19 protein-coding genes and 1 pseudogene are annotated in these 22,456 nt (G+C 58.4%); 7 read left to right on the forward strand and 13 right to left on the reverse strand.

Features of this window, described 5'->3' with window-relative positions; translation table 11 throughout:
- Positions 1-392 precede the first annotated feature (392 nt).
- A complete protein-coding gene (locus EJ074_RS19080; RefSeq protein WP_245454733.1) occupies positions 393-2,507 on the forward strand; it encodes a hypothetical protein in 2,115 nt (704 codons plus the stop codon).
- A gap of 525 nt (positions 2,508-3,032) precedes the next feature.
- Here EJ074_RS19080 and EJ074_RS19085 read toward each other — a convergent pair.
- From EJ074_RS19085 to EJ074_RS19140, 12 genes are all read right to left on the reverse strand, one after another.
- Positions 3,033-3,617, reverse strand: coding sequence for an effector protein NopP (locus EJ074_RS19085; RefSeq protein WP_278050856.1), 585 nt, complete (start codon positions 3,615-3,617; stop codon positions 3,033-3,035).
- Between the two features lie 575 nt (positions 3,618-4,192).
- On the reverse strand, positions 4,193-5,230 hold the full coding sequence (locus EJ074_RS19090; RefSeq protein ID WP_024505377.1) for an EscU/YscU/HrcU family type III secretion system export apparatus switch protein: 1,038 nt from the start codon (positions 5,228-5,230) through the stop codon (positions 4,193-4,195).
- The gene (gene sctT / locus EJ074_RS19095) at positions 5,227-6,045 is read right to left on the reverse strand and encodes a type III secretion system export apparatus subunit SctT (protein WP_024505376.1); all 819 of its coding nucleotides are present in this window, start codon (positions 6,043-6,045) and stop codon (positions 5,227-5,229) included. Before sctT ends, EJ074_RS19090 begins: the two co-directional genes overlap by 4 nt.
- Positions 6,046-6,053: 8 nt before the next feature.
- A complete protein-coding gene (locus EJ074_RS19100; protein ID WP_024505375.1) occupies positions 6,054-6,329 on the reverse strand; it encodes an EscS/YscS/HrcS family type III secretion system export apparatus protein in 276 nt (91 codons plus the stop codon).
- A 2-nt stretch (positions 6,330-6,331) separates the two neighbouring features.
- Complete coding sequence (gene sctR, locus EJ074_RS19105; protein ID WP_029354851.1) at positions 6,332-6,997, reverse strand: type III secretion system export apparatus subunit SctR; 666 nt, start codon at positions 6,995-6,997, stop codon at positions 6,332-6,334.
- Entirely contained in the window at positions 6,990-8,018 is a 1,029-nt protein-coding gene (sctQ, locus tag EJ074_RS19110) for a type III secretion system cytoplasmic ring protein SctQ (protein ID WP_095769044.1), read from the reverse strand. The genes sctR and sctQ overlap by 8 nt, the downstream gene beginning before the upstream one ends.
- Before the next feature lie 89 nt (positions 8,019-8,107).
- Positions 8,108-8,620: a hypothetical protein gene (locus EJ074_RS19115; RefSeq protein WP_032899688.1), complete on the reverse strand. Its 513-nt coding sequence runs from the start codon at positions 8,618-8,620 to the stop codon at positions 8,108-8,110.
- The gene (gene sctN / locus EJ074_RS19120; protein WP_024505372.1) at positions 8,596-9,954 is read right to left on the reverse strand and encodes a type III secretion system ATPase SctN; all 1,359 of its coding nucleotides are present in this window, start codon (positions 9,952-9,954) and stop codon (positions 8,596-8,598) included. Before sctN ends, EJ074_RS19115 begins: the two co-directional genes overlap by 25 nt.
- The gene (sctL, locus tag EJ074_RS19125; protein WP_024505371.1) at positions 9,951-10,574 is read right to left on the reverse strand and encodes a type III secretion system stator protein SctL; all 624 of its coding nucleotides are present in this window, start codon (positions 10,572-10,574) and stop codon (positions 9,951-9,953) included. Before sctL ends, sctN begins: the two co-directional genes overlap by 4 nt.
- Positions 10,571-11,209: a nodulation protein NolU gene (locus EJ074_RS19130; RefSeq protein WP_306462680.1), complete on the reverse strand. Its 639-nt coding sequence runs from the start codon at positions 11,207-11,209 to the stop codon at positions 10,571-10,573. Before EJ074_RS19130 ends, sctL begins: the two co-directional genes overlap by 4 nt.
- Positions 11,202-12,038: a type III secretion inner membrane ring lipoprotein SctJ gene (gene sctJ, locus EJ074_RS19135; protein ID WP_272483026.1), complete on the reverse strand. Its 837-nt coding sequence runs from the start codon at positions 12,036-12,038 to the stop codon at positions 11,202-11,204. Before sctJ ends, EJ074_RS19130 begins: the two co-directional genes overlap by 8 nt.
- Positions 12,039-12,074: 36 nt before the next feature.
- Positions 12,075-12,584 (reverse strand): nodulation protein NolB, encoded by a 510-nt coding sequence (locus EJ074_RS19140; protein WP_024505368.1) that lies wholly within the window; start codon positions 12,582-12,584, stop codon positions 12,075-12,077.
- A gap of 187 nt (positions 12,585-12,771) precedes the next feature.
- Here EJ074_RS19140 and EJ074_RS19145 point away from each other — a divergent pair, with 187 nt between their 5' ends.
- Positions 12,772-13,470, forward strand: coding sequence for a secretin N-terminal domain-containing protein (locus tag EJ074_RS19145; protein WP_024505367.1), 699 nt, complete (start codon positions 12,772-12,774; stop codon positions 13,468-13,470).
- Between the two features lie 301 nt (positions 13,471-13,771).
- Positions 13,772-15,706, forward strand: coding sequence for an HrpF/NolX family T3SS translocon protein (locus EJ074_RS19150; RefSeq protein WP_024505366.1), 1,935 nt, complete (start codon positions 13,772-13,774; stop codon positions 15,704-15,706).
- Between the two features lie 1,137 nt (positions 15,707-16,843).
- Here EJ074_RS19150 and EJ074_RS29800 read toward each other — a convergent pair.
- Positions 16,844-17,044 carry a hypothetical protein gene (locus EJ074_RS29800; RefSeq protein WP_024505365.1) on the reverse strand — a complete coding sequence of 67 codons (201 nt, stop codon included), beginning with the start codon at positions 17,042-17,044 and terminating at the stop codon, positions 16,844-16,846.
- Between the two features lie 100 nt (positions 17,045-17,144).
- Here EJ074_RS29800 and glyA point away from each other — a divergent pair.
- The 4 genes and pseudogenes from glyA to tdh all read left to right on the forward strand — a co-directional run bounded on the left by glyA (position 17,145) and on the right by tdh (position 21,912).
- Positions 17,145-18,465, forward strand: a pseudogene (gene glyA, locus EJ074_RS19165) (serine hydroxymethyltransferase).
- Positions 18,466-18,522: 57 nt separating this feature from the next.
- The gene (gene metK, locus EJ074_RS19170; RefSeq protein WP_063169265.1) at positions 18,523-19,698 is read left to right on the forward strand and encodes a methionine adenosyltransferase; all 1,176 of its coding nucleotides are present in this window, start codon (positions 18,523-18,525) and stop codon (positions 19,696-19,698) included.
- 100 nt (positions 19,699-19,798) lie between these two features.
- Entirely contained in the window at positions 19,799-20,812 is a 1,014-nt protein-coding gene (locus EJ074_RS19175; protein ID WP_126063919.1) for an adenosine kinase, read from the forward strand.
- A 65-nt stretch (positions 20,813-20,877) separates the two neighbouring features.
- On the forward strand, positions 20,878-21,912 hold the full coding sequence (gene tdh / locus EJ074_RS19180) for an L-threonine 3-dehydrogenase (protein WP_126063920.1): 1,035 nt from the start codon (positions 20,878-20,880) through the stop codon (positions 21,910-21,912).
- Positions 21,913-22,456: the final 544 nt, after the last annotated feature.

Below are 22,456 nucleotides of genomic sequence, written 5' to 3' on the forward strand. Positions count from 1 at the left end.
TCTCGTCAGCCGCCAGCACAATAGCAGCACATTCTCGCCTACTACGGAGACGCAATATGAAGGGCATTGGCCGACCACGGAAATCGCAGGCTGAAACTGGAGCCAGCCGCGCGGGGCGGGCGAGCAGTTCCCTTTCGCAATCAAGTCTTGCTGCGGGAGAAGGTGGACAGTCATTCGATTCCGTTGTGGAGCAGATGCGCTCTGGGGACGCCGATAGGAGGCCCTCCTCCCTTCCAGTTGCGCGCGGTCCAGGCGATGCCCGCGAAAGTCTGCCAGGCGCCTCGATTGGCGAAGATCAAATCCTGAACACACCGCGACGTGGAGCCGCTGCGCCACCACGCGGAACCGTAGCGCCACGTGGCGCAGCCGCAAGGCGGCGCGGTTCTCCCTCCATGTCTGAGGGCGAAGCCATGGCGCCGGTCGGTAGCCAACTATCAACCGCGCAGGTGGAAGGCACCAGCTCATCGTCAAATGAAGATATCAGTCCGACACAGCTCAGAATGAACAGTCTTGTTCAACAACTGACTGATTGCGAGGCTGCGGCCAGGAAAACCGACGTCCCCGAGGAGGCGGTGGAGCTGATCAGTCGGGTCGTCGATGCAGCCTCAGCAATTCTGGAGTACCGCGCTAGCCTGCCTGCGGCTGAGGCGCAGACAATTATGCCAGACGACAAGGTGCGTAGATGTTGCCAGATCGTGTGCGACGCCGCGAATGAAGTAGACAAACTTGGCCTGTCGACGATCACGAAATTGGACAAAAAGACCAAGAAAGCGGCAGGTATGGTCGATAAACTCTACTCCTACTCCCAGGCGGACCGGCAGGAGCTGTTGATTTTAAATGTGGAGAACCACCATACGGCGGCAATTAAGTGGTGGGAAAAAAAGGCATGGCGCTCCGAACGGCAGCGATCCGCCTGCGCTGCCACCGCTAGCCTATCCAGTGGAACGCCCGTGATGCGGGAAGCCGAGCGGTGCGCACTGCGGCTGCGTGCCGGCTCGGTACTGAGTGTCAGGATCTGGCTGGTCCGTGAGCGGATCGGTCTTGCGCGGGCCAAGATTGAACTGCGGGCGAGCAGGTTCGAGCCAGATTTGAAGGAACTCCTCGTCGGTCGAAATGGAGTGGTGCAGCTGATGGCAAGCGCCGCTCAAGAAGCTCTTCGCGCCCTCTCTTTGGCGAAGGGCATAATGGATGATGGCAAAACACTCAACGCTCATGATTGCGCGGTTGTAGAAAAAATCATGGAGCGGCTTTCGGATTTTGGATTGGCGTTGCACGAGGTGCATACCAAGCTAAGCCATACCTACCCAGATGCCGGCCTCCCATTGAAACTGTTCGAACGGATCGTGGACGATGCATGGATCACTGCGCACGATGCCATGCACTTGTTGAACCTGCAGTCTCCGCCGTCAGCCATCATGGCGCCACAGGCCCAGGCGGGCGCTGCGATGCCGGCCAGGGCAGGCGCTGCGATACCGGCTGGCACTGCTGGTACGGCTGCAGTGTCAGAAGGCACTACAGCGCGAAGGAAAGGGAAGTCAAAGCATAAGTCGGCAGCTCGCGCCGGGACTTCTGCCGCCGGGCAGCCATCAACACCAGTCGCTGCGAACGCCGGCACAGTGCCAGCAGCCAAGGTTCTCGCGCGCTCGGATCAAGTTGCGAGTACACAGGTGAGAGCGCAAGAGGTGGCTGCGAGTTCGTCGGGGGCAGGCTCGACAATCGGGGGCGCCGCGTTGTCAATGGAGGTATTGACGGAGCGGCTCAAACGATTGGACGAACTTTTGCAGTTCGATCTGGCCGGTCAGCAAAGCGTCGTCTCCCAAGTGCGCCAGATGAAGCCTGAGGAGGCCGGTAAGGTCGTGGACGATGTGGCCCAGTACCTGCGAGCCCAGGCCATTGAGATGCAAACCTGTCTCGCCGGGTTGCAGGGGCGTAATGTACGCCTGCTACTCACCTCCACCCAGCTACCCAAAGTGCACGAACGCACAGACCAGCTCAAAGGGTTGCTGAACATGGTGCTGGGACAGGCCAACGCATTGAATGAAGGAAAAGCCGGCATTACGACTGATTGCATGAAGACCTACGCATTTCCGGCGCAAAAATACCTGGAACATTTGTGCAATGCCGACGAATTGATGCCGCCGGAGGCACCGGTCGCGCTGCGTGGCGAGCCAGGAAAGCTGTTTGAGATGAAGCTGCAGCCCAAGATGCTGGTCAATGGTGCGATGCCGAGCCCGATGTGGGTGCACATCCACACGAGTCGCCCCGTCATGGCCAGAAACTTGGAAGGGCTGGCTGATTCCGAATTCACCGCTTGCCACGTTAAATCCAACGAACAGCGCGGCTACAATCGAGAGCGAGAGGAAGCCGATGCTAGGTCCGGTCGCGAGAAGGTCATAATTCATCGCGGCAAACTCACCCCCGCTTTCTGTAAGTCCTTGTTGACCTCAGGGCTTGGCCGCCAACCACGCCATTCGCGTGCCGAGCTCCCGTCGGCGCAGGCTGCATGACAGGGCACTCAGAATGCGGCCGGCCACGCTGTGAGTCAGCGAGCATTTCTCCTGGCCAAACCGCGAATGCCGCTGCGCGAGTTGCGGTCCGGCGATTGGAGTCGATCGGCTACCGTCAGGGCCGATTTGCGATGTCGCGTTACCGGCTGTTGACGTGGCGGCGTATCTTGCCTCCCATCCAACTTATCGCCGAGATCGCGCCGCCAAGATCGAGGCGGAAGGTCTTCCTGCGAGCGCGGAGCAGGCATAGCCGATCCGATCGGGATCGGCGCATCGCAACGACCCAACGGTGTGGTGGAGAAAATTGGATTCGGGAGAGCTCGGTTCCAAGAGGCGGAGTTCCGGCCCGAATACAATCCGCTCGCAAGCACCCACGATGCGCATCCGCAGTTTATTGTCTGGGAGATGGGCTGGATTGCTCGGCGGCGCTGGCGCTAAGGCGGGGCTGTCGCCGGACAATTAGCATTCACTGCCAACAGCCTTGCAACCGTCACCAGTTGCAAGGCTCGGCGGCGGGTCGACAAATCACATGAAATCGTCGTCGGACCCGCTATCGCTGCTGTCGCTATCCTCGGTTTTGTGGAGATAGAGTGGAGGTTTGCCTGCACGCTGCCACTCACCGGCACTGTTCTTCGTCCATTTGTCGGGATGCTGCGTAGGGTCAAGCACCAGGTCGCCATGATCCACTTCAACAAACCCCATCGTCTGCGCGCGCGCTTGTGCTTCCGGATTAGCCGCACGCCAATTCAGCAACGGTCGGTCGCCGTCTATCCGAAGTTGATGCTCCAGCAGAATATCGCCCGCATTTTCGACGAGCGGATGGGCGACTTGAAGATCCACTATGGAAGTGACCTCAGTTCGACCAGGAAATTGTTCCCGCCAACTTTCCGATTCGAACTCGTTCATGCTGAATCCGCCTTCCATTCTCAGCAGTCCGGCACTCCGGTCTCCCAATTGGTAACTGAAATATCGCGCGTGCTCCGTATCTCGACGGATGCCATATTGCTGAGCAACGTCCGCGGTGCGCCTGGCTCGTGACGATACGAACTCCGAATACTCTTGAGGATTGTCGGCGATGTGCGTGATTTCATCACCATGAAATTGCCTCACCTGTCTCCTGAAGGAAGTCCTGTTGATCTCCACCACAGGAGGTCGGGAATTGAGGGAGTATGCTTGGGGAGCCGCCGATGATGAGGCGCCGCTACCTTCCGATCCGGATAAGTGCATTCGGGCAAATGTGTCCGCGAACCCTTCGCTTCCTGCATCCGATTGCTCGCCGGCATTATGCGCGCGGTAACTATCGGATGAGCCACCAATTCGACCATACATGACGATTCGTACTCCTATGTTTCGCAACCGAGCTCAAGTTAGCACGGCTGTTCAACATAGGGCGCTTAGTTGACGACTAGCTGACGAGGGCATTCCAACGGCTGCACCAATCAAATCCGCACTGCCGGCCTCAAAACCTCGGACTGCGCCACGCACCGGCCAGCAGAGGCTGCAAGGTCATGCCCGGAGGACTTGCCGTAGTTGCTGGGTGGCAGATCCGAGGGGAGTGATTGCCCCAGGCCCGCGGTTGCGCGGTTGGCCTGACAGAGACACTGGGGCACGGATGGCCAGCCGACATTTGCCACTAGCATGGAGCCAGGTCAGTTTTGAACTGGGCAGTCGTGGACTTCCAATGACTAGGCCAAGCCTGCGGCAAAGAATGCTTTCGCGACAGGCTGGAAATATTGCATAGGAACCGCGTGGCCGAGTTTTGTAGTGCCTATCAGCTGACGCGCTAAGACATGGTCATGGACGATCGTCAGGCGTAGTGCCCGCGCCTCGCTCAACACATGTGAAACGCGCTCACCTTCGGCACGGCAAACTAAGAACGGCACCCCGGTTTCACCGCGAACGTAACGCAGACCGATCAGGACCGCCCTTCCTGTTAAGACCAGCGTGGCGCGATGCACGCCAAGCGCAGGCTCGTCGGCCGCCTCCTCGCGGATGCGACGCTGTTCACCTTTCAACTCTGGCGCTCCTTGCTGATCCTTCGACTCGCGCGTCACTTCGGTATTGGTCATGCGCATTTCGCGCAGATACAACGCGCGCTGGAGCAGAAGATCGATCAGTCCGCCGACCAGCAGTGCGCCGGCGCCAATTCCCATCAGCAATTTTGTCTCCATAAAGATGAGGCCAACACAGCCCATGCCGCAGATCGGCAGAGGGACCATTGTCTTCCACATCCCGAGAAGGACAATGGAAAAGGTTGCGCTGAGAACCAATACCTTGAACATGGTCTTGCAGACTTCGACCATGGAACGAGCAGACCCCAAGCGCTTCAGCCCTTCAAAGGGGTCAATTTTCTTAAAGCTGAGCTTCATCGGCTCCAGAGAGAAGACAAATCCACCATTGGCTAGCAGGCTGGCCAAAATCACCGCGGCGACAAGGGTTCCAAGCAGCGGGCCAACAGCCGCGACTGTGAGTTGGACGAGCACAACCAATGCCTGCGGCACCGCGGTATCGAAAGGTAGGCTCTGCAACTTGGTGGCTAATAGGAGCGCTTCCCGGCATTTGTCCTCGATCACGCTGCCTCTTAGCCAAAGGTAGCCGAGCCCAGCGCAAGTCCCGACCGCGCGGACGAAATCGGAGCTACGTGGCAGCTGTCCTTTTTTGCGCGCTTCACTTAACTTCTTCGGGCTGGCGGCGTGTGTCTTCTCTTCACTTGTGTCGCTCATGGCAGCAATTTGTCGAACCACTCCAGCACGCCGTTGGCACGTGTGACCTCCAGTTTCATGCTCTCCACCAGATAGGCAGCGTAGGTGACCATGAGAACTGGAAAGACAATGTTCTTGATTGCCGGAGACAGTTGGCTCGCCTTAAATTGCGGGGCAAAGCGACGCAGCAGCATCATCGATATATCAATCAGTATCAGGAAGAACACGACAGGCCCCGATACCAATAATGCCGTGCGCATTATGCTGTCGAGAAGCCCCAACAACTCCATTGCTCCTGGCCCACTCAGTGTCGGGTGAAACTGATACACCGGCCAGATCAAGTAGCTGCGGTACAGGACACTGATCAAAGTTTCCAGGCCTCCTGATCCGACGAATATGGCAATCGCAGTGATCCCCAGAAAAACGCCCATCGCGGAAGCCTGACTGTTCGTCGCGGGATCGGCCGAAGCGGTCGGGCTGCTGATGCCGCGTTGGTTGTCGATAAGCTCCCCGGCAGCCTGAAGGCCCCAAAGCGGAATGCCAAGAAAAGTGCCAAGGAGTACACCGACAAAAACTTCCTTGAATCCGAGCAGGGTTAGCTGGATCAGGCGCGTATCAGGATCCAGCGCCGGCAATCCGCCGCTGACGTGTGCCAGGCATGGTAGTGCGAAGCCAACAGCCAAACAGCCCCGGATCAGCCCACTGATCTGCGAGCGTGTGAATACGGGAAAGATCAGCATGATGCCCATCGCGCGGGCTGCCCCAAGACCTGCCGCAACGACGAGTTCGAGAGCCGTCTGGATCAGAATTTGAATATCGGCCGATGGCGCGTCCATGGGGCGGACTAGTAGCTAAGTGTCATTGCGGGAAACTCGGTGAAGATCTGATCGGCTAGCTCTATGAGCGGGGCGCTTAGCACAGGAGCAAACAGCCCAATCACCGCGACAACGACCAGAAGCTTCACGGTGAGCGGCAAGCTTTCATCCTGGATCTGCGTCGCCGCCTGGAGGATGCCGATGACGAGGCCGACAACCACTGATGCAATGAGCGGCGGTAGAATCCAGATCATGAAAACCACCAGTGATTGGCTCATAAGAGTAATGATGCTGGATTCAGTGATGATCAGCCTCCCGGTAACGTATAACTCAGCACAAGCCCATGCATCAATTTTGACCAACCATCAATGGCAACAAACAAGAAGATCTTGAACGGGACAGATATAACAGTTGGTGAGACCATCGACATACCCATTGCCATCAAGATAGTTGTCACTATCAGATCTATAACAATAAAAGGCAGATAAAGTAGAAATCCTATCTCAAATCCGCGCTTCAATTCTGATAGCAAGAAAGATGGTACAAGTATTGCAAAGTCATCAGGCGTGGCTGCAGCGTGCATTTCCTCTGGCCAGACCTTTTCTGTCGAAGATAGGAAAAATCGCCGCTGCTCTTCATTTGTGAATTTCTTGAGATGCTCGCGCAAGGGCTCACTTCCGGCTTTAGCGGCGCTTACCCAGTCGTCGAATGTCTGATAGTGGAGCTTGGGATCCGACATGCGGTCATAGGTCTGCTCAGCAACGGGCGCACTAACGAACATAGTGAGGATCATCGCCGCGGCGTACAGCACCACATTGGGTGGTATGGTCTGGGTCCCGAGCGCATTGCGGACGAGGAAAAGAACAATTGATACCTTTACAAAGGCCGTTGTCGTGGCAACTGCTAAAACCAGCAGACCGAGTCCGGCGGTAACCGCAAGAAGCGCCAGGATTGTCGGCTGAGCTTCACTCATTGCATGCAAACCCGCCACGGAGCCTGATGCCCAGCTCTTCTCCGATGCGGACAATGTCGCCACGCCCGATACGCTGACCATTGGCCACTATGTCGACCGGGCCGTCGATCGGCCATCCAAGTTCAAAAATATGCCCTTCGCCGGCACTTCTTAATTCCCCAAGAGAAATAGGCCAGCGGCCGCATTCAAAGACAAGCACGATCTCGACATCGTCGAGATCCTTAGTAAGCTCCAGTTGCGATCCGGGTTGTGTCATATGCGCACTCTCCAAAGGACACGGTCGCGGGCGGAAAGGCCCCCGCAAGATTAATTCATCGCCGTCAAGATCCGCCTCGGCGCACAACTGGCCGACAGCTAGGGTGATCTGGCCGCGGCCGAACGGCGCAATATCGGGCAACAATGCATCACCGACACATGCGCTTCGAAGAAGCGCCGCAGGAAGGCGAAGCGTGCCGACCTCTCCTGCAACAATGAGCGGGAGCTCTGGAGGCAGCCCGCCCAGCTGCCGCGGCAACTGGGCAAGCAGTTCGCCTAGCGCGCGAAACGCAGGCGGTACTAAGCCGTCAAGTGGCGTGAACAGGAATAGACGGCCCTTGCCCTTGACCGCGCCGAAAATGATGTCGAGTTCAAGATGAGGAGCCAGCATCGTGGCTTCGCATACCCGCACGAGTTGCACGTTCAGACGCGTCGTCTCCTCCAGTCGAGTGACAAGCGGCTCCAGAGCGAGTTCGAGAATTAGCGAAGCAGTTGGCTCGGAAGGGAAGGCCAAGCCGTTCTGCACTGTCGTGATGAACTCCTCTACGAGCGGGCGCGACAGTGACAAGATGACCGTTTCGGCTCCCACTCTCCAGACGCAGTCAAGCATCGGAATGGCAGCAGGTTCCTGCTGCCAGACAAGCCCTGCCGTTCGCACCGATAGCGGCACCTCGTTGATCCGGCTTTGAAACGGCGTGCGCGGCGCTGCTGTATCATTGAGCCACGAGACAACCGTGTGGGACAGTTTCAGAACTGGTTCGAACATGGCGGGTGTGACCGCAGCGCCTATCAAAGACTGCACGGTCGTGTCATTCGGACGACCTCTTGCGACCGTCGGATCCGGTTGCGCGGCATTTAGGCAAGCGACCCCCTCGCATATTTCAGCAGTATCTCATCGTCGGCCTCGATCTCGGCTGCGGCCTCCGAATGAGTCTCGACGGCGCGCCGCACGTCGTCCTCGATTTGTTGCCATTTGTCCCTTGCCGCCGAACATATGACCCATAGCTCCCTCGTCCTGGACGCCGCCATCTCAGCCTCCTCTTGAGCGATTTGGGTATCATCAAGCATCTGCCGTCTGGAATTGATCTCAGCGGCAAGTTGTTCAGTGTGAAGGCGGTGACGGTCGAGCGCTGCGCTAGACAAGTTGTCGAGTGACATCAGATGCTGATAGAGCGCTGCTTCTTTTCTTGAACAATGTTGCTGTATCATTGCAAGCTCCCTAGAGGCATTTTGTACGGCTGAGGCGGCCACATCGCGCTGGGCTTCCTTCTTGGACAGCTCGCCAAGGGCACGACGCTCTTGCATTTCCTTCAGAAGCCGTAACCTCGAAGACTGAATCCAGTTTACGCGGTCAGACGCGACATCCATGCGACCGTCTCCTCGAAATCTGACGCGTCATCTTCGCTCTGGCGCAGAAACTCCCTCAGTTCGTCGATTGACGCGACAGCCCGGTCAGTCAGGGGATCTCCACCTGGCTTGTATTCGCCAACATTGATCAAGAACTCGGTCTCGGCATAGCGCGACAGGAGCTCGCGGAAAATGGATGCTGCCTTGCGATGTGTCCCCGAAACGACTGCATCCATGACGCGGCTGCGACTCTGCAGCACATCAATAGCGGGGAAATGCGATCGCGCCGCAATAGCGCGTGAGAGGATGACATGGCCATCGAGAATACCACGCGATTCCTCGGCGATTGGATCACCCGTGCCATCACCCTCTACAAGCACCGTATAGAAGGCCGTGATTGAGCCCCGCTCACCCATGCCGGCGCGCTCGAGCAGGCCTGGCAGCATGCCAAAAACGGAAGGAGGAAAGCCCCGTCGCGTCGGCGGCTCACCCGCAGCAAGGCCTATTTCGCGCATAGCGCGGCAGAAGCGCGTCAGCGAATCCAGCATGAGAGCAACGCGTAGGCCTTGATCGCGGAAATATTCCGCGAGCGCAGTCGCCATTGGAGCGCATTGCGCACGCTCTACCGCCGAGCGGTCGGATGTTTCAACCACGACGACCGTACGGAGAAGGCCCTCTTCACCAAGATTCCTTTCGATGAATTCACGAACTTCCCGTCCACGTTCGCCTATGAGCGCCACTATGACGACGTCAGCGGCGGCACCCTTTACGATCTGTGACAACAGCGTCGACTTGCCACCACCTGGCTCGCCATAAATCCCGATCCGCTGGCCCTCGCCGCACGTCAGCAGACCATCGAGGACACGGACCCCAAGCGGGAATGGCCGCTCAATCATGCGCCTCGTCATCGGATTGGGGGCTCTGCCATGCAGGGGCCGAGTTTCGACGGTCTTGATTTCGCCTTTGCCGTCCAATGGGCGGCAACGACTGTCGATCACGCGACCGAGCAAATCGCCGCCGACGGGCACCTCACGCATTCGGCCAGTGGCCACGACCTCTGCGCGGCTGGATAGGCCCACCAAGTCCCCGATCGGTGTCAGCAATACACCATCACCCGACAGGCCGATCACCTCGGCCTCGAGCGACAGCCCGGTTCGCGGGTCCTCTAGGAGGCAAAGTTCCCCAATACGAGTGTCTGGCAAGACGGCATGAACCAGTGTGCCGATAGCCCGCGTGATCCGACCGCGCACCGCACGCGTGTCAATTCGCTTGGCCGCAGCCCTCAAAGACGAGATTGCTGGAACGAGAGCTCGAGTGTCGGCGTCAGCGTTATGTTCTGGGACGGGCTTTCTCATAGCTCGCCTTTCTCACAGAGCGTCCCGAAACCAAGGCGCAGCGCGCGCATCTGGGCGTCAAGTCCAAGGTCAACATTGCCGTACTCGCTCCACAGCACGCAGCGTTGCGGCGACAATGTCGGGTCGGGCTCGATCCGCACCCTTGGTCGACCATCCTGGCCGTCGCATCGAGCAAACTCTCGTGCAAGCATGTCGACTTGCATGGGAGAAACATGAAGGCAAACGTCGGCGCCGCTGTATTGACACTCTATGGCGTGACGAACAGCCCTCACCAATAGCTCGCCCGGATCGAAAGCGCCGATAAGATCGCTCAATATTTCCATCACGAGCTGCGGCAATTCCTGCTCCAGAGCCGCCTTTCGTCGCGCGATTTCGGAGATTGTCTCCGCAATCAACCCTGCCATCTCCTCGGTGCCTGCATTCGAGCCCTCCATGTGGCCGCGCGCCCACGCCCGCTGGTAAACCGCGCGTGCCCAGTTTCGAACGCGCTGCCGATGCCGTTCTGCCGCGGCAAGGGCTTGCGCGGCGCTGTGCCAGGTTTCGAGCTCGCTCGCGGGTATCAGTGGTCCGACTGGACGCATCTGCGGCGCTATTGGCCCCTCGGAAAGTTCGACTGTCATTTCACCGGGGTCTCTGTCTCAAAATGAGCTACTACAAGTGAAAGCAATTGGCCGGCGGCGGTCCAATGCTCATGTGCTGGAGTCTCCGCGGCAGTCCCCTCGGGCAATCGAAGAAGCACGCGGTTACGCTCGGTCGCTGAACTGTCCTGGAGCCAAGCTCCAAGACATGCGTGTCCATCGTATTCGATTTGCTGAGCGAGTTTTTCTGGGTCCGAGATCAGTCTTTTGTCAACAGCATGCAGCAGGTGTCGGATTCCGAATGCGTGTGCATCCACGCCGATGCGTTTAACAAGGATGGCAAGCTCAGGCTGAGAGACAAACGCGACCAGCGAACGGGCATGCCAGATACTACCAGCAAGAAGGGCCGCTCGATATGGATCATGCCCGCGTAGAAGGTCCGGCCTGCAGCCGATGTGGTTCAGATCCACGTCATCGTTGCCCAGCAATTCTGCCAGCCTTGGATGCAGTCTGGAACACTTCTGCAACTTCACTAACGTTTCGGCCGATAACGCTGGATCAAGACGCGCCGCAAGACGGGTTGGATGGGCCGAAGCCGCAAGCTCGCTCGCGCCCGGAAAGTGCGGACCATCAGGTCGGGCGGTCTGTATAGGCATTGGCAATGAGATGTCACCCACGTCCAATTGCAGGCATTCTTTTGCGAATGGCCTCGACAGCAGAAGCATCCCGGCGCCCCTCGACCTTGGAAACGCCGGTTGATTGCTTGCGCCGACGCGTAACAACGCCGATCAAGAGATAACAGGCCACGGCGAATACGGCTGCGGCAAAACCTGTTACGGTCGCCAGAAGTGGCGCAGGAAGAGGTAGTGATGCTTGTGGCAAAACAGCAGTCGGATCGGGCCGTTGCTCGTGTGCGGACCGTTCTACCGGCACCAAAACCACTTCCACCTTATCGTAGGACAGGCCTTCGATGCTGTCGGCTACAAGCATCTTTATCTTTGGCAGCAGAGCCGCGACATTTGTTTTTGCGTCGTGCCTGATAAACACCGAGGCCGAGGATGGCGTGGCACCGGCTCGCACAAGGTCGTTATGCGGCAGCACGACGTGAACACGTACAGAAAAAACGCCATCGATATCGCTGATCGTCCGCGACAACTCTTCGCTCAGGGCATACACGTAACGGGCACGCTCTTCGGTCGGCGAGGCAATCAGGCCTGATCCTTGGAATATCTCACCGAGGTTCTTGAAGGATTGGCGCGGCAGCCCCTTGGCGTTCAGAAGGTTGATTGAGAAGGCGAGCAGCTTTTCGTCAACCTGGATCGTGCTGGTTCCATCCTTGGCGACCACCCGGATCGCGGCGACCCCGTTGTCTTCAAGAAGTGCGAGCATTTCATTTGCCTCACGCTCTTGCAATTGCGTGTAGAGGTCGGCTTTGCAAGCAGTGAGGGCGACGAGAACTGGCAGCATGACAAGTCTAACCGACCGCCACCCTGACAGGCCACGCATGATTTCGCCCTCGGCCAAGCCAATCATGCGCGCGGTTCAGCCTTCCTTCAAAAGTTTATTCACGGATGATGTGACGCCGCTGACGCCTTTGGAGATAAGCGCCACCTGGGTGACGCCGTTGTAAACATCCCGAAGACCAGCCATCATCGTTTCGAAGTCTTGCCCTTGTTGGGGAATGCCCGAGATTCCGGTTCCCGCCTCACCTGGAACGGGAAGCTTCTGCGCCGGTCCCGGTAGAGCGCCCTTCGAAAGGGCTATGTCATGGTCGAGCGCGGGGAAGGAAACAGTGTTGTGTGGATATAGGGAGGAAATCGTCTGCAACACGCGATCGCCCATGCCGCTCGTCGGCGCAGCCGCGCGCTGAACATCCATCGCCGCAGCAACTGGCGCCGCACTCGCTGGCCCCGCGGCGGCATCGTTTTTCAGCGAGTCGGCTGCATGCCCTAAGGCGCGCTCAAACTGGGCCTGCTCGACAATCGACGGTGATCCGACCCTGGGGAGGCCAGCCGTTAGAGTGGCAGAGATCGACGTGACAGGCATCATCATGTAAGGACTCGGTTGCTCTCTCTGACCGGGCGAGCCCCGCCCATTCATCACCCGGTGTCGGCGCAACACTCCTAGGGGGGCAAGCTGACAACAAGCTGACTAACGGCGGCGTCATTTCGACAATCTAAAATCTCTTCGGCAATTTAGTCACTTGTGATGATTTCAGCGTTTGGTTTATCAGTGCGACATGCCGAGAACGCTTATCCAACCCGTCACCCTGCATGTTTTGAGACTTCTTTGTGCCGGGTTTTTTCTGTCCACCGGGATTCACCCGGCGCATGCAGTCCCGCTGTCCCTTCCGGCGACACCCTATAGATACACGGTTCTGGATCAGGAGCTCGCTGCAGCGTTGCAGGAATTCGGCAACAACCTGAATATCAGGGTCAACATCAGTCCTGCGGTGAAGGGGCGAATTCGCGGACGTATGCCTGATTTGCCACCGCGCGCGTTCCTCGACCGCTTGACGAACCTTTACGGTCTACAATGGTACTATGACGGCCTTGTGCTCTATGTGTCTGCTGCACAAGAATCGCAAACTCGAATGCTTTTGATGACGTCGATTCGCTTCGATGCGTTCAAGGGGGCTCTCGACAAGCTTGATATCTCCGACGAGCGCTATGTGGTCAAACCCGTGCCAGGCAATGGCCTCGTCTTCGTTTCCGGTCCACCGCGCTTCGTCGCACTCGTGGAGCAGACCTTTAACGGCTTGGTGGCGCAGGCGCAGGCGCAGACTCACATAGCGGCAACGCCAAAGGAATCAGTGCTGATCTTGTTTCGCGGCTCCTCCACTACGGTCGTTCGCGACGGACGACCGGATGCTTCTTATTCTTCTGACATCCCACAACAGGATAGCGTTGGCGGGAAGCCTGAGCTGGGCAAGAAATGAACATTGAGGATTTCCCGCAGCTCTGAAGAACATGACTGCGGCTACCCCTTTGTGAACTCTTCGCAAACTCGTCAGTTTCTCGAAAGCTAATCCGCTCATGATGAGTCCCGGCAGCTCTCGCGGTGACTCCGGCCATTGTGTTGGACCGAACCTTGGAGCCGGCCCGGAACACAGCAATTGAAGGCAGGGCAGGCGCATTCGTGACCTGCCGACGCTTGGAATTGTCGAATTTTGTGAAACGCAAGGGATCTTCTGTCGGGGTCTCTTGTGGGGATTTCAACGTCACGTCTGAGGATGCATAATGTCGGCCAGTAATCTTTCAACTTTCTACCGCTCAAATTCGCTACAGTCCGCAAGGGGTTGGCCGGGCCTGAAAGTTTCCCATTTTGCGACCCAGCATCAGCAAAGTGCATCGTGCTTCGAAGCGATGCTGTCCACTTGTGTGCTGGCAGACAAGCCCGGCTCTTTCGCGCAAGGGGATCTGCCAGCGTCGAATCTTGATTCGACAATGGATAAATTGCGGCAGGACCCTTTGGGCCATCTGGCACCGGATGTCTTGACATTGAATGGCTTGGAGCAACACCCACTGGATCTGCTGCCGCCAAATATGAGGGCGGCTCTCAAGGAGGACCAATCGCAACGCTCCAAGGCGACTGAAGCCCAACATCTGCTCGGCGTCACTCCGAAGATCGAGCCGGCTCCCAGGCCGAGCCCCGGAATCACGTGGAACGGTGGGTCGCTGACCACGGCTGAGTTGCAGATTGTTGCGGTACTCAACCGTCACAAGGACCAATGCCCGCTTACTTGGAAGTCGTTGACCGACAAAGCCAATGATCCCTCTACGCCACCGGATCTGAAAGCGGCGATCCAGGGACTGCAGCAGGATTCGGGACTTTTTTATGCGATTGGCTCGCAGGGCGACGGCCGCTGTGGAGGCAAGATCAACGCCAAGGACTTGGCCGGATTTTCAAACCACCACCCACAAGTTGCTGCATTTCAGGAAGCCCAAGCGCGAAGCTACGAGCAGAACTACATACCATCCGACGGCAGCGGAGGTTTGCAGCCTTCGGTCATGACCTTGAGCGATGCCTTGCGGGAGTTTTACCGGTACTCCGAAAATCTGTCCAAGGACCTGAGTCTGGATGAGTTCAAGAAAATGGTCGGCGGCGAATCGAAAAACGGCAAATTTCCGCCCCAGGTCATTGCGGCGGCGCAATATTTCCTCGATCACCCCGATGCTTGGAACCAGTTGTGCGGTGGCTCGAAAGGGAAGATGCACAAAGAGGATTTCCTGCAAGTCGCCTCATCGTCGATGAGCCTCACGCAAACTGAGCTGAATACGGTCGAGATGATCAAGGACCATCAGGACACGTTCTTTGGAAGCGGTGTTCTGACTCGCGACAAACTGGCGAAAATGAAAGACGACAAGAGCCTTGATCCGAAAGTGCGGGAAGCAGCCTCTCAGCTCCTTTCAGATCCTCTTCTGTTTGGCCTCCTGAACAATTCGATCACGGGCTATAAGACCCATCATAAATTCTTCGACTTTGGCGGCGGGCATACGGTTGATTCCGGCAATATCAGCAAAAAAGACTTTGCCCATTTTTGCACAAACATGTCGTCTGCGAACCGCAACGTTCAGCAGCCAATCACCCACGGCGCCCAAACCGCAGAAGAGCAGAATGCCGTCGCGGACATGAAGATGGGCCTGATGGACCAGCCTGACATTAAGTCAGCCAAAAAGAACGGCGGGGCCGTCATGCACGTCGTCGACTCCGTGCTCAAAATCGAGACGAAAGTGCTCGACTTGGCGGCAACGGCGGTGGGACTGCTCAGCTTCATTCCGGGCCTCGGACAAGTAGCCGATCTTGCCTCGATGGTTCTCGAGGCTGAGTCGCAAGCAGCCAATCTCCTGCGTACGGCCATTAACGGAGGCGATATGAAGCGAGCGCTGGAGGAAGCTGGCCTCAATATGGCCGCGCAGGCGATCGGCCTTATCGCAGGCCCCGAGGTCAAGCTGGCCATTCGAAATGGGCTCGTAAAGCACCTGATGGAAGAGGCCTTGGCGGCAGGCATTGATCTTTCGGTCTCGACGGCGCAGGACTACGCAGAAGGCTATGTGAATAACCTCAAAGCGCGCCTTGCAGGCGGCCCTGAGCAAAGCCTAGGCCTTCCGAGCATGCCATCATTCCAGAGTGTGGCAAGCAATGTGCCCTTCGTCGGCATTGCCTTATCCTAGCCGTCGCCTTGCGCGGAAGCTTTGGCTCGCGCGCTGACATAAGGGTCATTGTGGCACAAGCAGGGGTTCATCCGCATCAACGCAGCGGTGTTCCTGACGCCATCTGGATCGGACTGTGAGGGGGATGTCCGAAGTCTGTGAAGGCTTCGGTATATGACGACTTCAGAGTTACGCTGAGCCCAGCCATCTCGAGCCGGTGCGCCGGGTCGAGGTTTTCACGGGCGCCGGCCGGCAGCGGGAATGGTCTCCGGAAGGCACGGCGCGGATGGTGGCGGAGCGGCGCAGCCGAAGGAACGGCTGTCGCGCGCCCAGGGCGGCCTCCCGAACAGCAGACGATGATCTCCTGCCTTGGGCCTATATCCTTGTGCCCACGCTCAAGGCAGTCGGCTGAAAACAGCGCTGATTTAAAACAGCATTATCCTGCACTGCACCCTCGATCCTTGCGCTCACCGATCGCTCGTCGACACGCACGCGGTCAAGTCGTTATCGGCGCTATGCCGATGGGCTTCGAGAGCAAGGTGGACGCTGAGCGGTGCGTCAGCCTCAGGGCGCGGCTGGCCAGCTTTGGGTCTCACGCTCTATGACGGCAACACCCGGCTGATCAACTTGGCCTGTTCGCGGGCTCCCGGCAGCGGCGCGGAAGCCACGGTCCGCCTTCCTCGGCTTCAGGCCAAAGATACCGCAGCATGCTCCAGAGCTATGTCTGCCGCCTCCGCCCCATCGTCGCTGGTCATGTGGAAAGGACAAGCAGGCTACGCACCCCATAATCCCGTCGGGCAGGATTCGACAGTCGACGGCGAGACATTCGCCAAACCTCACCCTTGATTCTCAGCAACGTTAAAAAAAATTCACATAATGTTCGTGAGTGTAGTCTCCTGTCAGGTGGTACATTAGCCCCAATATCTGGCGTCTTAGTCGTAGAAAGGACTGTGATCCATCTTCCATTAGCATCCATACCAGCGGATTTACAGCAAATGACGAGAGAGGTCTCATGCGGATTGATGGGGATAGAAGGGCTAGCGGCTTGCTGCATCCCGTCCGGGTTGATGCCAACCAATGTTGACACTGGTAAATCGCCTAAGGACGGCAGCGCATCTTGATCGCCTTCGAATCCTGGGCCTTTGCGCGCATGCGGATCTAACCGTCGGCGAGCTGGCCGATATTACCAGTCTGCCTCGCGAGCAGGTTCGACGCCACGTTCGGCGGCTGGGCAGAGCCAACTTTCTTTGCTGCAACGAACAACGTCCGCAGTCTTCGTACCATATGCAAGCAGGAGGCAAGGATGGCGGGCTGGCTCAATTGGTGGTCGATCTCCTGCCCCACGATGATGGCCATCATAAAAGAGACCTACAACGCCTGGAAGCAATACAAGACGCGCGGTTGAAGGGACCGCCTGCTTGATCGTGAAATAGATCAGTCCAAATGGAGCGCGACTACCATGGATAACTCCGCCGGCGGCGCCATCGCGCAGCCCGACACTTACGGGCGGCCTCACTTAGCCGCCGTCGACTCCCGCGTTCACGAACTGCTTCTAAGACAGGAGCGTCAGGAGCGGACAACTCTCAAACTGATCGCCTCCGAGAACTTTGCCTCCTCGGCGGTGTTGGAAGCGACCGGGTCGATTTTCACCAACAAGTATGCCGAGGGATACCCCGGTGCGCGCTACTACGCCGGAAACGAGATCGTCGATGAGCTTGAGACCCTCGCGATCGAGCGCCTGAAAGCGCTATTTGGCAGTGAACACGCCAACGTCCAGCCTTATTCAGGCTCGCCAGCCAACCAGGCTGTCTATCGCGCGCTTTTGAGCCCCCGTGACAAAGTCATGGGCTTGCCTTTACCCGAAGGCGGCCATCTGACTCACGGTTGGTCCGTCAATTTTTCCGGCAGCGATTATCAGCGCGTCCCGTACAGGCTGCACGAAAAGACACAGCAAATTGACTATGACCACTTGCGCGAGACCGCCAAGCGGGAACGCCCGAAGCTAATTTGGGTCGGCGGAACTGCTTATCCGCGTATTTTTGACTACGCGGCAATGGCCGAAATTGCTTCGGAGGTGAACTCGTATCTGGTGGCTGACATCGCCCACATCTGCGGCCTGGTTGTCGCAGGAGTGCATCCGAACCCCGTGTCCCATTGCGATGTGGTCACCAGCACCTCTCACAAGTCGATCCGCGGTCCCCGGGGTGGCTTCATTTTATCAAGGAATGAAGACCGTTATCAGCCCCTCCATCATCCGAAGAGCAAACACAATCTGCGCCGTGTTCCCTCTTCTGCAAGGCGGACCGCATATGAATACTATCGCCGCGCTTGCCGTCGCTTTGCAGGAAGCAGCGAACTCGTCCTTTCGTGTCTACGGTCAGCAGATCGTCCACAACGCCAAGGCTCTGGCCCAGGCGCTTCTGGAGCGAGGTTATGAACTCGTCACTGGGGGCACTGACAATCACATGCTGATCCTTGATCTTCGGGACCGGCCGCTGTCAGGCAAAGCCTATGCGGAGCGCTTATCGCGTGCAGGCATCATTGCGAATTTCAATATGGTCCCGGGCGACCGGCGGCATCCGGCGCTGACAAGCGGCATCCGCTTAGGGACACCAGCGGTGACGTCCATGGGCATGCGCGAAACGGAGATGGTGCAGATCGCCGCTTTCATCGACTCGGTCTGCCGCCAGCCCGATGACCAGGAAGTTCATGCGAGCGTACGAAGAGACGTTGCCGACTTCTGCACTGCGTTCGATGTTCCCGGCATCCGCGACCGATAAGCCACCCCAATCCAGAAACTCCTCACTAACTCCAGCACTTGAAGCGAGGGCATTTTTATGACCAGGCAGTTCGTGTTCTCTTCCGAATCCGTCGGCGCGGGACACCCCGACAAGATGGCAGACAACATCTCCGATGCCATTCTCGATGCGGTCCTGCGCACCGATCCGAAGGCGCGCGTCGCCTGTGAAGTGTTGGTGAAGACGGGGATGGTCGTTGTGGCTGGCGAGATCACCAGCCATGCCCACATCGATTACAGCCAAGTCGCCCGCGATACGATACTCGATATTGGCTACGACGATGATGCGATTGGCTTTGATGGTCGACGTTGCGCCGTCGTTCTGGCCCTCACCGAGCAGTCGCCCGACATAAGCCAGGGCGTTGATGAAGGACGAGGGCAGGATCTCGGGCAAGGGGCAGGGGATCAGGGCATCATGTTTGGATTCGCATGCAACGAGACGGATACATTGATGCCCCTGCCGATCCAACTCGCTCACCATTTGACGAAAAGACAGGCCGAGGTCCGGAAAGCGGGACAGCTTGGCTGGCTGCGTCCGGACGTGAAATCTCAAGTGTCGGTACGCTACGAAGGGCTCCGCCCGGTGGCGCTGGATACCATAGTCCTGTCAACGCAGCATGACGAAGCGGTCTCACAAGCCACGGTCCGCGAAGGCGTCATTGAGGAGATCATAAAACCGGTCCTGCCGGCCCACCTGGATACTTCGGGGATCAGATTTCTGGTCAACCCAACAGGGCGGTTCGTGGTCGGTGGGCCTGCCGGCGACTGCGGCCTCACAGGACGGAAGATCATCGTCGATTCCTACGGTGGGACCGGGCGTCACGGCGGCGGTGCCTTTTCGGGCAAGGACCCATCCAAGGTTGACCGCTCGGCGGCCTATGCCGCCCGGTATGTCGCGAAGAACATCGTTGCCAGCGGCCTTGCAGAGGTCTGCGAGGTTCAGCTTGCCTACGCGATCGGCGTGGCCAGTCCGGTTTCTGTCATGGTCAATACCTTCGGAACCGCAAGGATCGAGGAAAAAAGGATCGAGCGCCTTGTTCTCGAGGTTTTCAATCTCCGACCGAAAGGCATCATCAAGATGCTTGATCTCTTACGGCCGATATACCGCAAGACGGCGACATACGGACACTTCGGGCGTGAAGAGCCTGAGTTCACTTGGGAGAAGACGGACAAAGCTGACGATTTGCTGCGTGAAGCCGGACCGGCAGCTGCGTGAGGGCGGCTGGATCAAGCGCATGCGGCAACCCATTTCAACTCGCGAGACCACGCCCGGCCGGCGTGGCAAGAAGCCGGCTCGGGTTTTGGCGGAGATTTTGATGCCGGATTATGACGTGCTTTGCATCGGCAATGCCATTGTCGACATCATCGCCCAGTGCGACGAGGAATTCCTCGAGACCAACGGCATCATCAAGGGCGCGATGAACCTCATCGACACACAACGCGCCGAACTGCTCTACAGCCGCATGGGTCCGGCGATCGAAGCGTCCGGCGGCAGCGCCGGCAACACGGCGGCCGGCGTCGCCAGCTTTGGCGGCCGCGCGGCCTTCTTCGGCAAGGTCTCCAACGATGCGCTGGGCGAAATCTACGCCCACGACATCCATGCGCAGGGCGTCGCCTTCGGCACCACGCCGCTCAAGGGTGAGCCGCCGACGGCGCGCTCGATGATCTTCGTCACGCCCGACGGCGAGCGCTCGATGAACACCTATCTCGGCGCCTGCGTCGAGCTTGGCCCTGAGGATGTCGAAGCCGACAAGGCGTCCGGCGCCAAGGTCACCTATTTCGAAGGCTATCTGTGGGACCCGCCGCGCGCCAAGGAGGCAATCCGCCAGACGGCGAAGCTGGCGCACGCGGCAGGCCGAGAAGTGTCGATGACGCTATCGGATTCGTTCTGCGTCGACCGCTACCGCGACGAATTCCTCGACCTGATGCGCTCGGGCACGGTCGACATCGTCTTTGCCAACAGCCACGAGATCAAGTCGCTCTACCAGACATCGTCGTTCGACGAGGCGCTGGCCCAGATCCGCAAGGATTGCCGGATCGCCGCCGTCACCCGCTCGGAAAAAGGCTCGGTGATCGTGCGCGGCGACGAGACCGTGGTGATCAAGGCGACCGCCATCAAGGAACTGGTCGACACGACGGGCGCCGGCGATCTCTATGCCGCCGGCTTCCTGCATGGCTACACGCAAGGCCGCGACCTGCAGACTTGCGGCGACCTTGGCTCACTGGCAGCCGGATTGGTGATCCAGCAGATCGGCCCCAGGCCCCGTCAGAATTTGCGCCGCGAGGCCGAGCAGGCGGGGCTGACCATTCCGGACGTTCAAACGAGTTAGTGGCCTACCTTCCCGTTGTGCAGGCTATCTCGCCAGAAGCGCAATCACGGAATAGGGAAATCCTGATGTCGAACATGATGAAGGCGCTTGTGAAGGCCAAGGCCGAACCGGGCATCTGGATGGAAGAGGTGCCGGTGCCGGAAATCGGCCCCAACGACGTGCTGATCAAGATCAAGAAGACGGCGATCTGCGGCACCGACGTGCACATCTACAATTGGGACCAGTGGGCGCAGAAGACGGTGCCGGTGCCGATGGTGACGGGCCATGAATTCGTCGGCACCGTTGCCGATTTCGGCGCAGCGGTCACCGAATACAAGGTCGGCCAGCGTGTATTGGGCGAAGGCCACATCGTCTGCGGCCATTGCCGCAACTGTCGCGCCGGGCGAGGGCATCTGTGCCGCAACACACTCGGCGTCGGCGTCAACCGTCCAGGCGCCTTCGGCGAGTATCTGGCGATCCCGCAGCACAATGTCGTGCCGATCCCCGACGATGTGCCCGATGAGATTGCCGCGATCTTCGATCCCTTGGGCAATGCCGTCCACACCGCATTGTCCTTCGATCTGGTCGGCGAGGACGTGCTGGTGACTGGCGCCGGGCCGATCGGCATCATGGGCGCGCTCGTCGCCCAATGCGTCGGCGCGCGCAAAGTGGTCATCACTGACATCAACCCGGTGCGGCTGGCGCTAGCCAAGAAACTCGGCGTCCAGCATGTCGTCGACGCCTCGAAGGAGAAGCTGCGCGACGTCATGCCGGTGCTCGGCATGACCGAGGGGTTCGACGTCGGGCTCGAAATGTCAGGCGCCGCCCCCGCTTTCCGCGACATGATCGACACCATGAACAATGGCGGCAAGATCGCCATTCTGGGCATCGCGCCGACCGGCTTCGAGATCGACTGGAACAAGGTCATCTTCAAGATGCTGCATCTCAAAGGCATCTACGGCCGCGAGATGTTCGAAACCTGGTACAAGATGATCGCGCTTGTGCAGGGTCCGCTGGATGTCTCCGGCCTGATCACCCACCGCATCGGCATCGACGATTTTCAGATCGGTTTCGATGCGATGAAGAGCGGCAGTTCCGGCAAGGTGGTGATGGACTGGTAGGGATTGCCTTGGCCGCTATTCAGGAAAAGCTGACGACAGCACCTCTGGTCCGCCGGACATTTTCCAACTAGGGGAACATGGCTGGGTGGAGAGCTATGGCTCCGCTACGTGCGCTCGCTAATCATACACGGCGACGTATCGCGGCCCACCCGGTGACGGTCGATGGGGCAATTCGCTTCAGTCGATGACGGAAACCCGGTGAACCGATGCTGAGGCCCCGACGCGATCGTCTATTTCCTATGATCTGCGATTGAGGTCGAGGTGTTGCCGCTTTCAGCGGGTAAAATGCGATAGACGACTTCCGGTACCCTTCCGGTCAGCGAAAAGGAAGGCAACGAGCCGCATTGCCTCAAGCAAAATGTTACCAATAGTGTCCTGTTCCAAAGGGGATGGACAGGTCGTGCCATTCCGGTTCGGGGGAAGGATGGCGCGGCTCAGCATGGCGACACGGTGAAGCGGCGATCGTGGAGCTTTATTGCGGCGTTGACAAGCGGCGCATTCTGGATGAGTTCGAGGCGGTAACCGGCTATTATTCGCAAGCGCG

This window comes from Mesorhizobium sp. M3A.F.Ca.ET.080.04.2.1 (genome assembly GCF_003952525.1).
Taxonomy (GTDB): Bacteria; Pseudomonadota; Alphaproteobacteria; order Rhizobiales; family Rhizobiaceae; genus Mesorhizobium.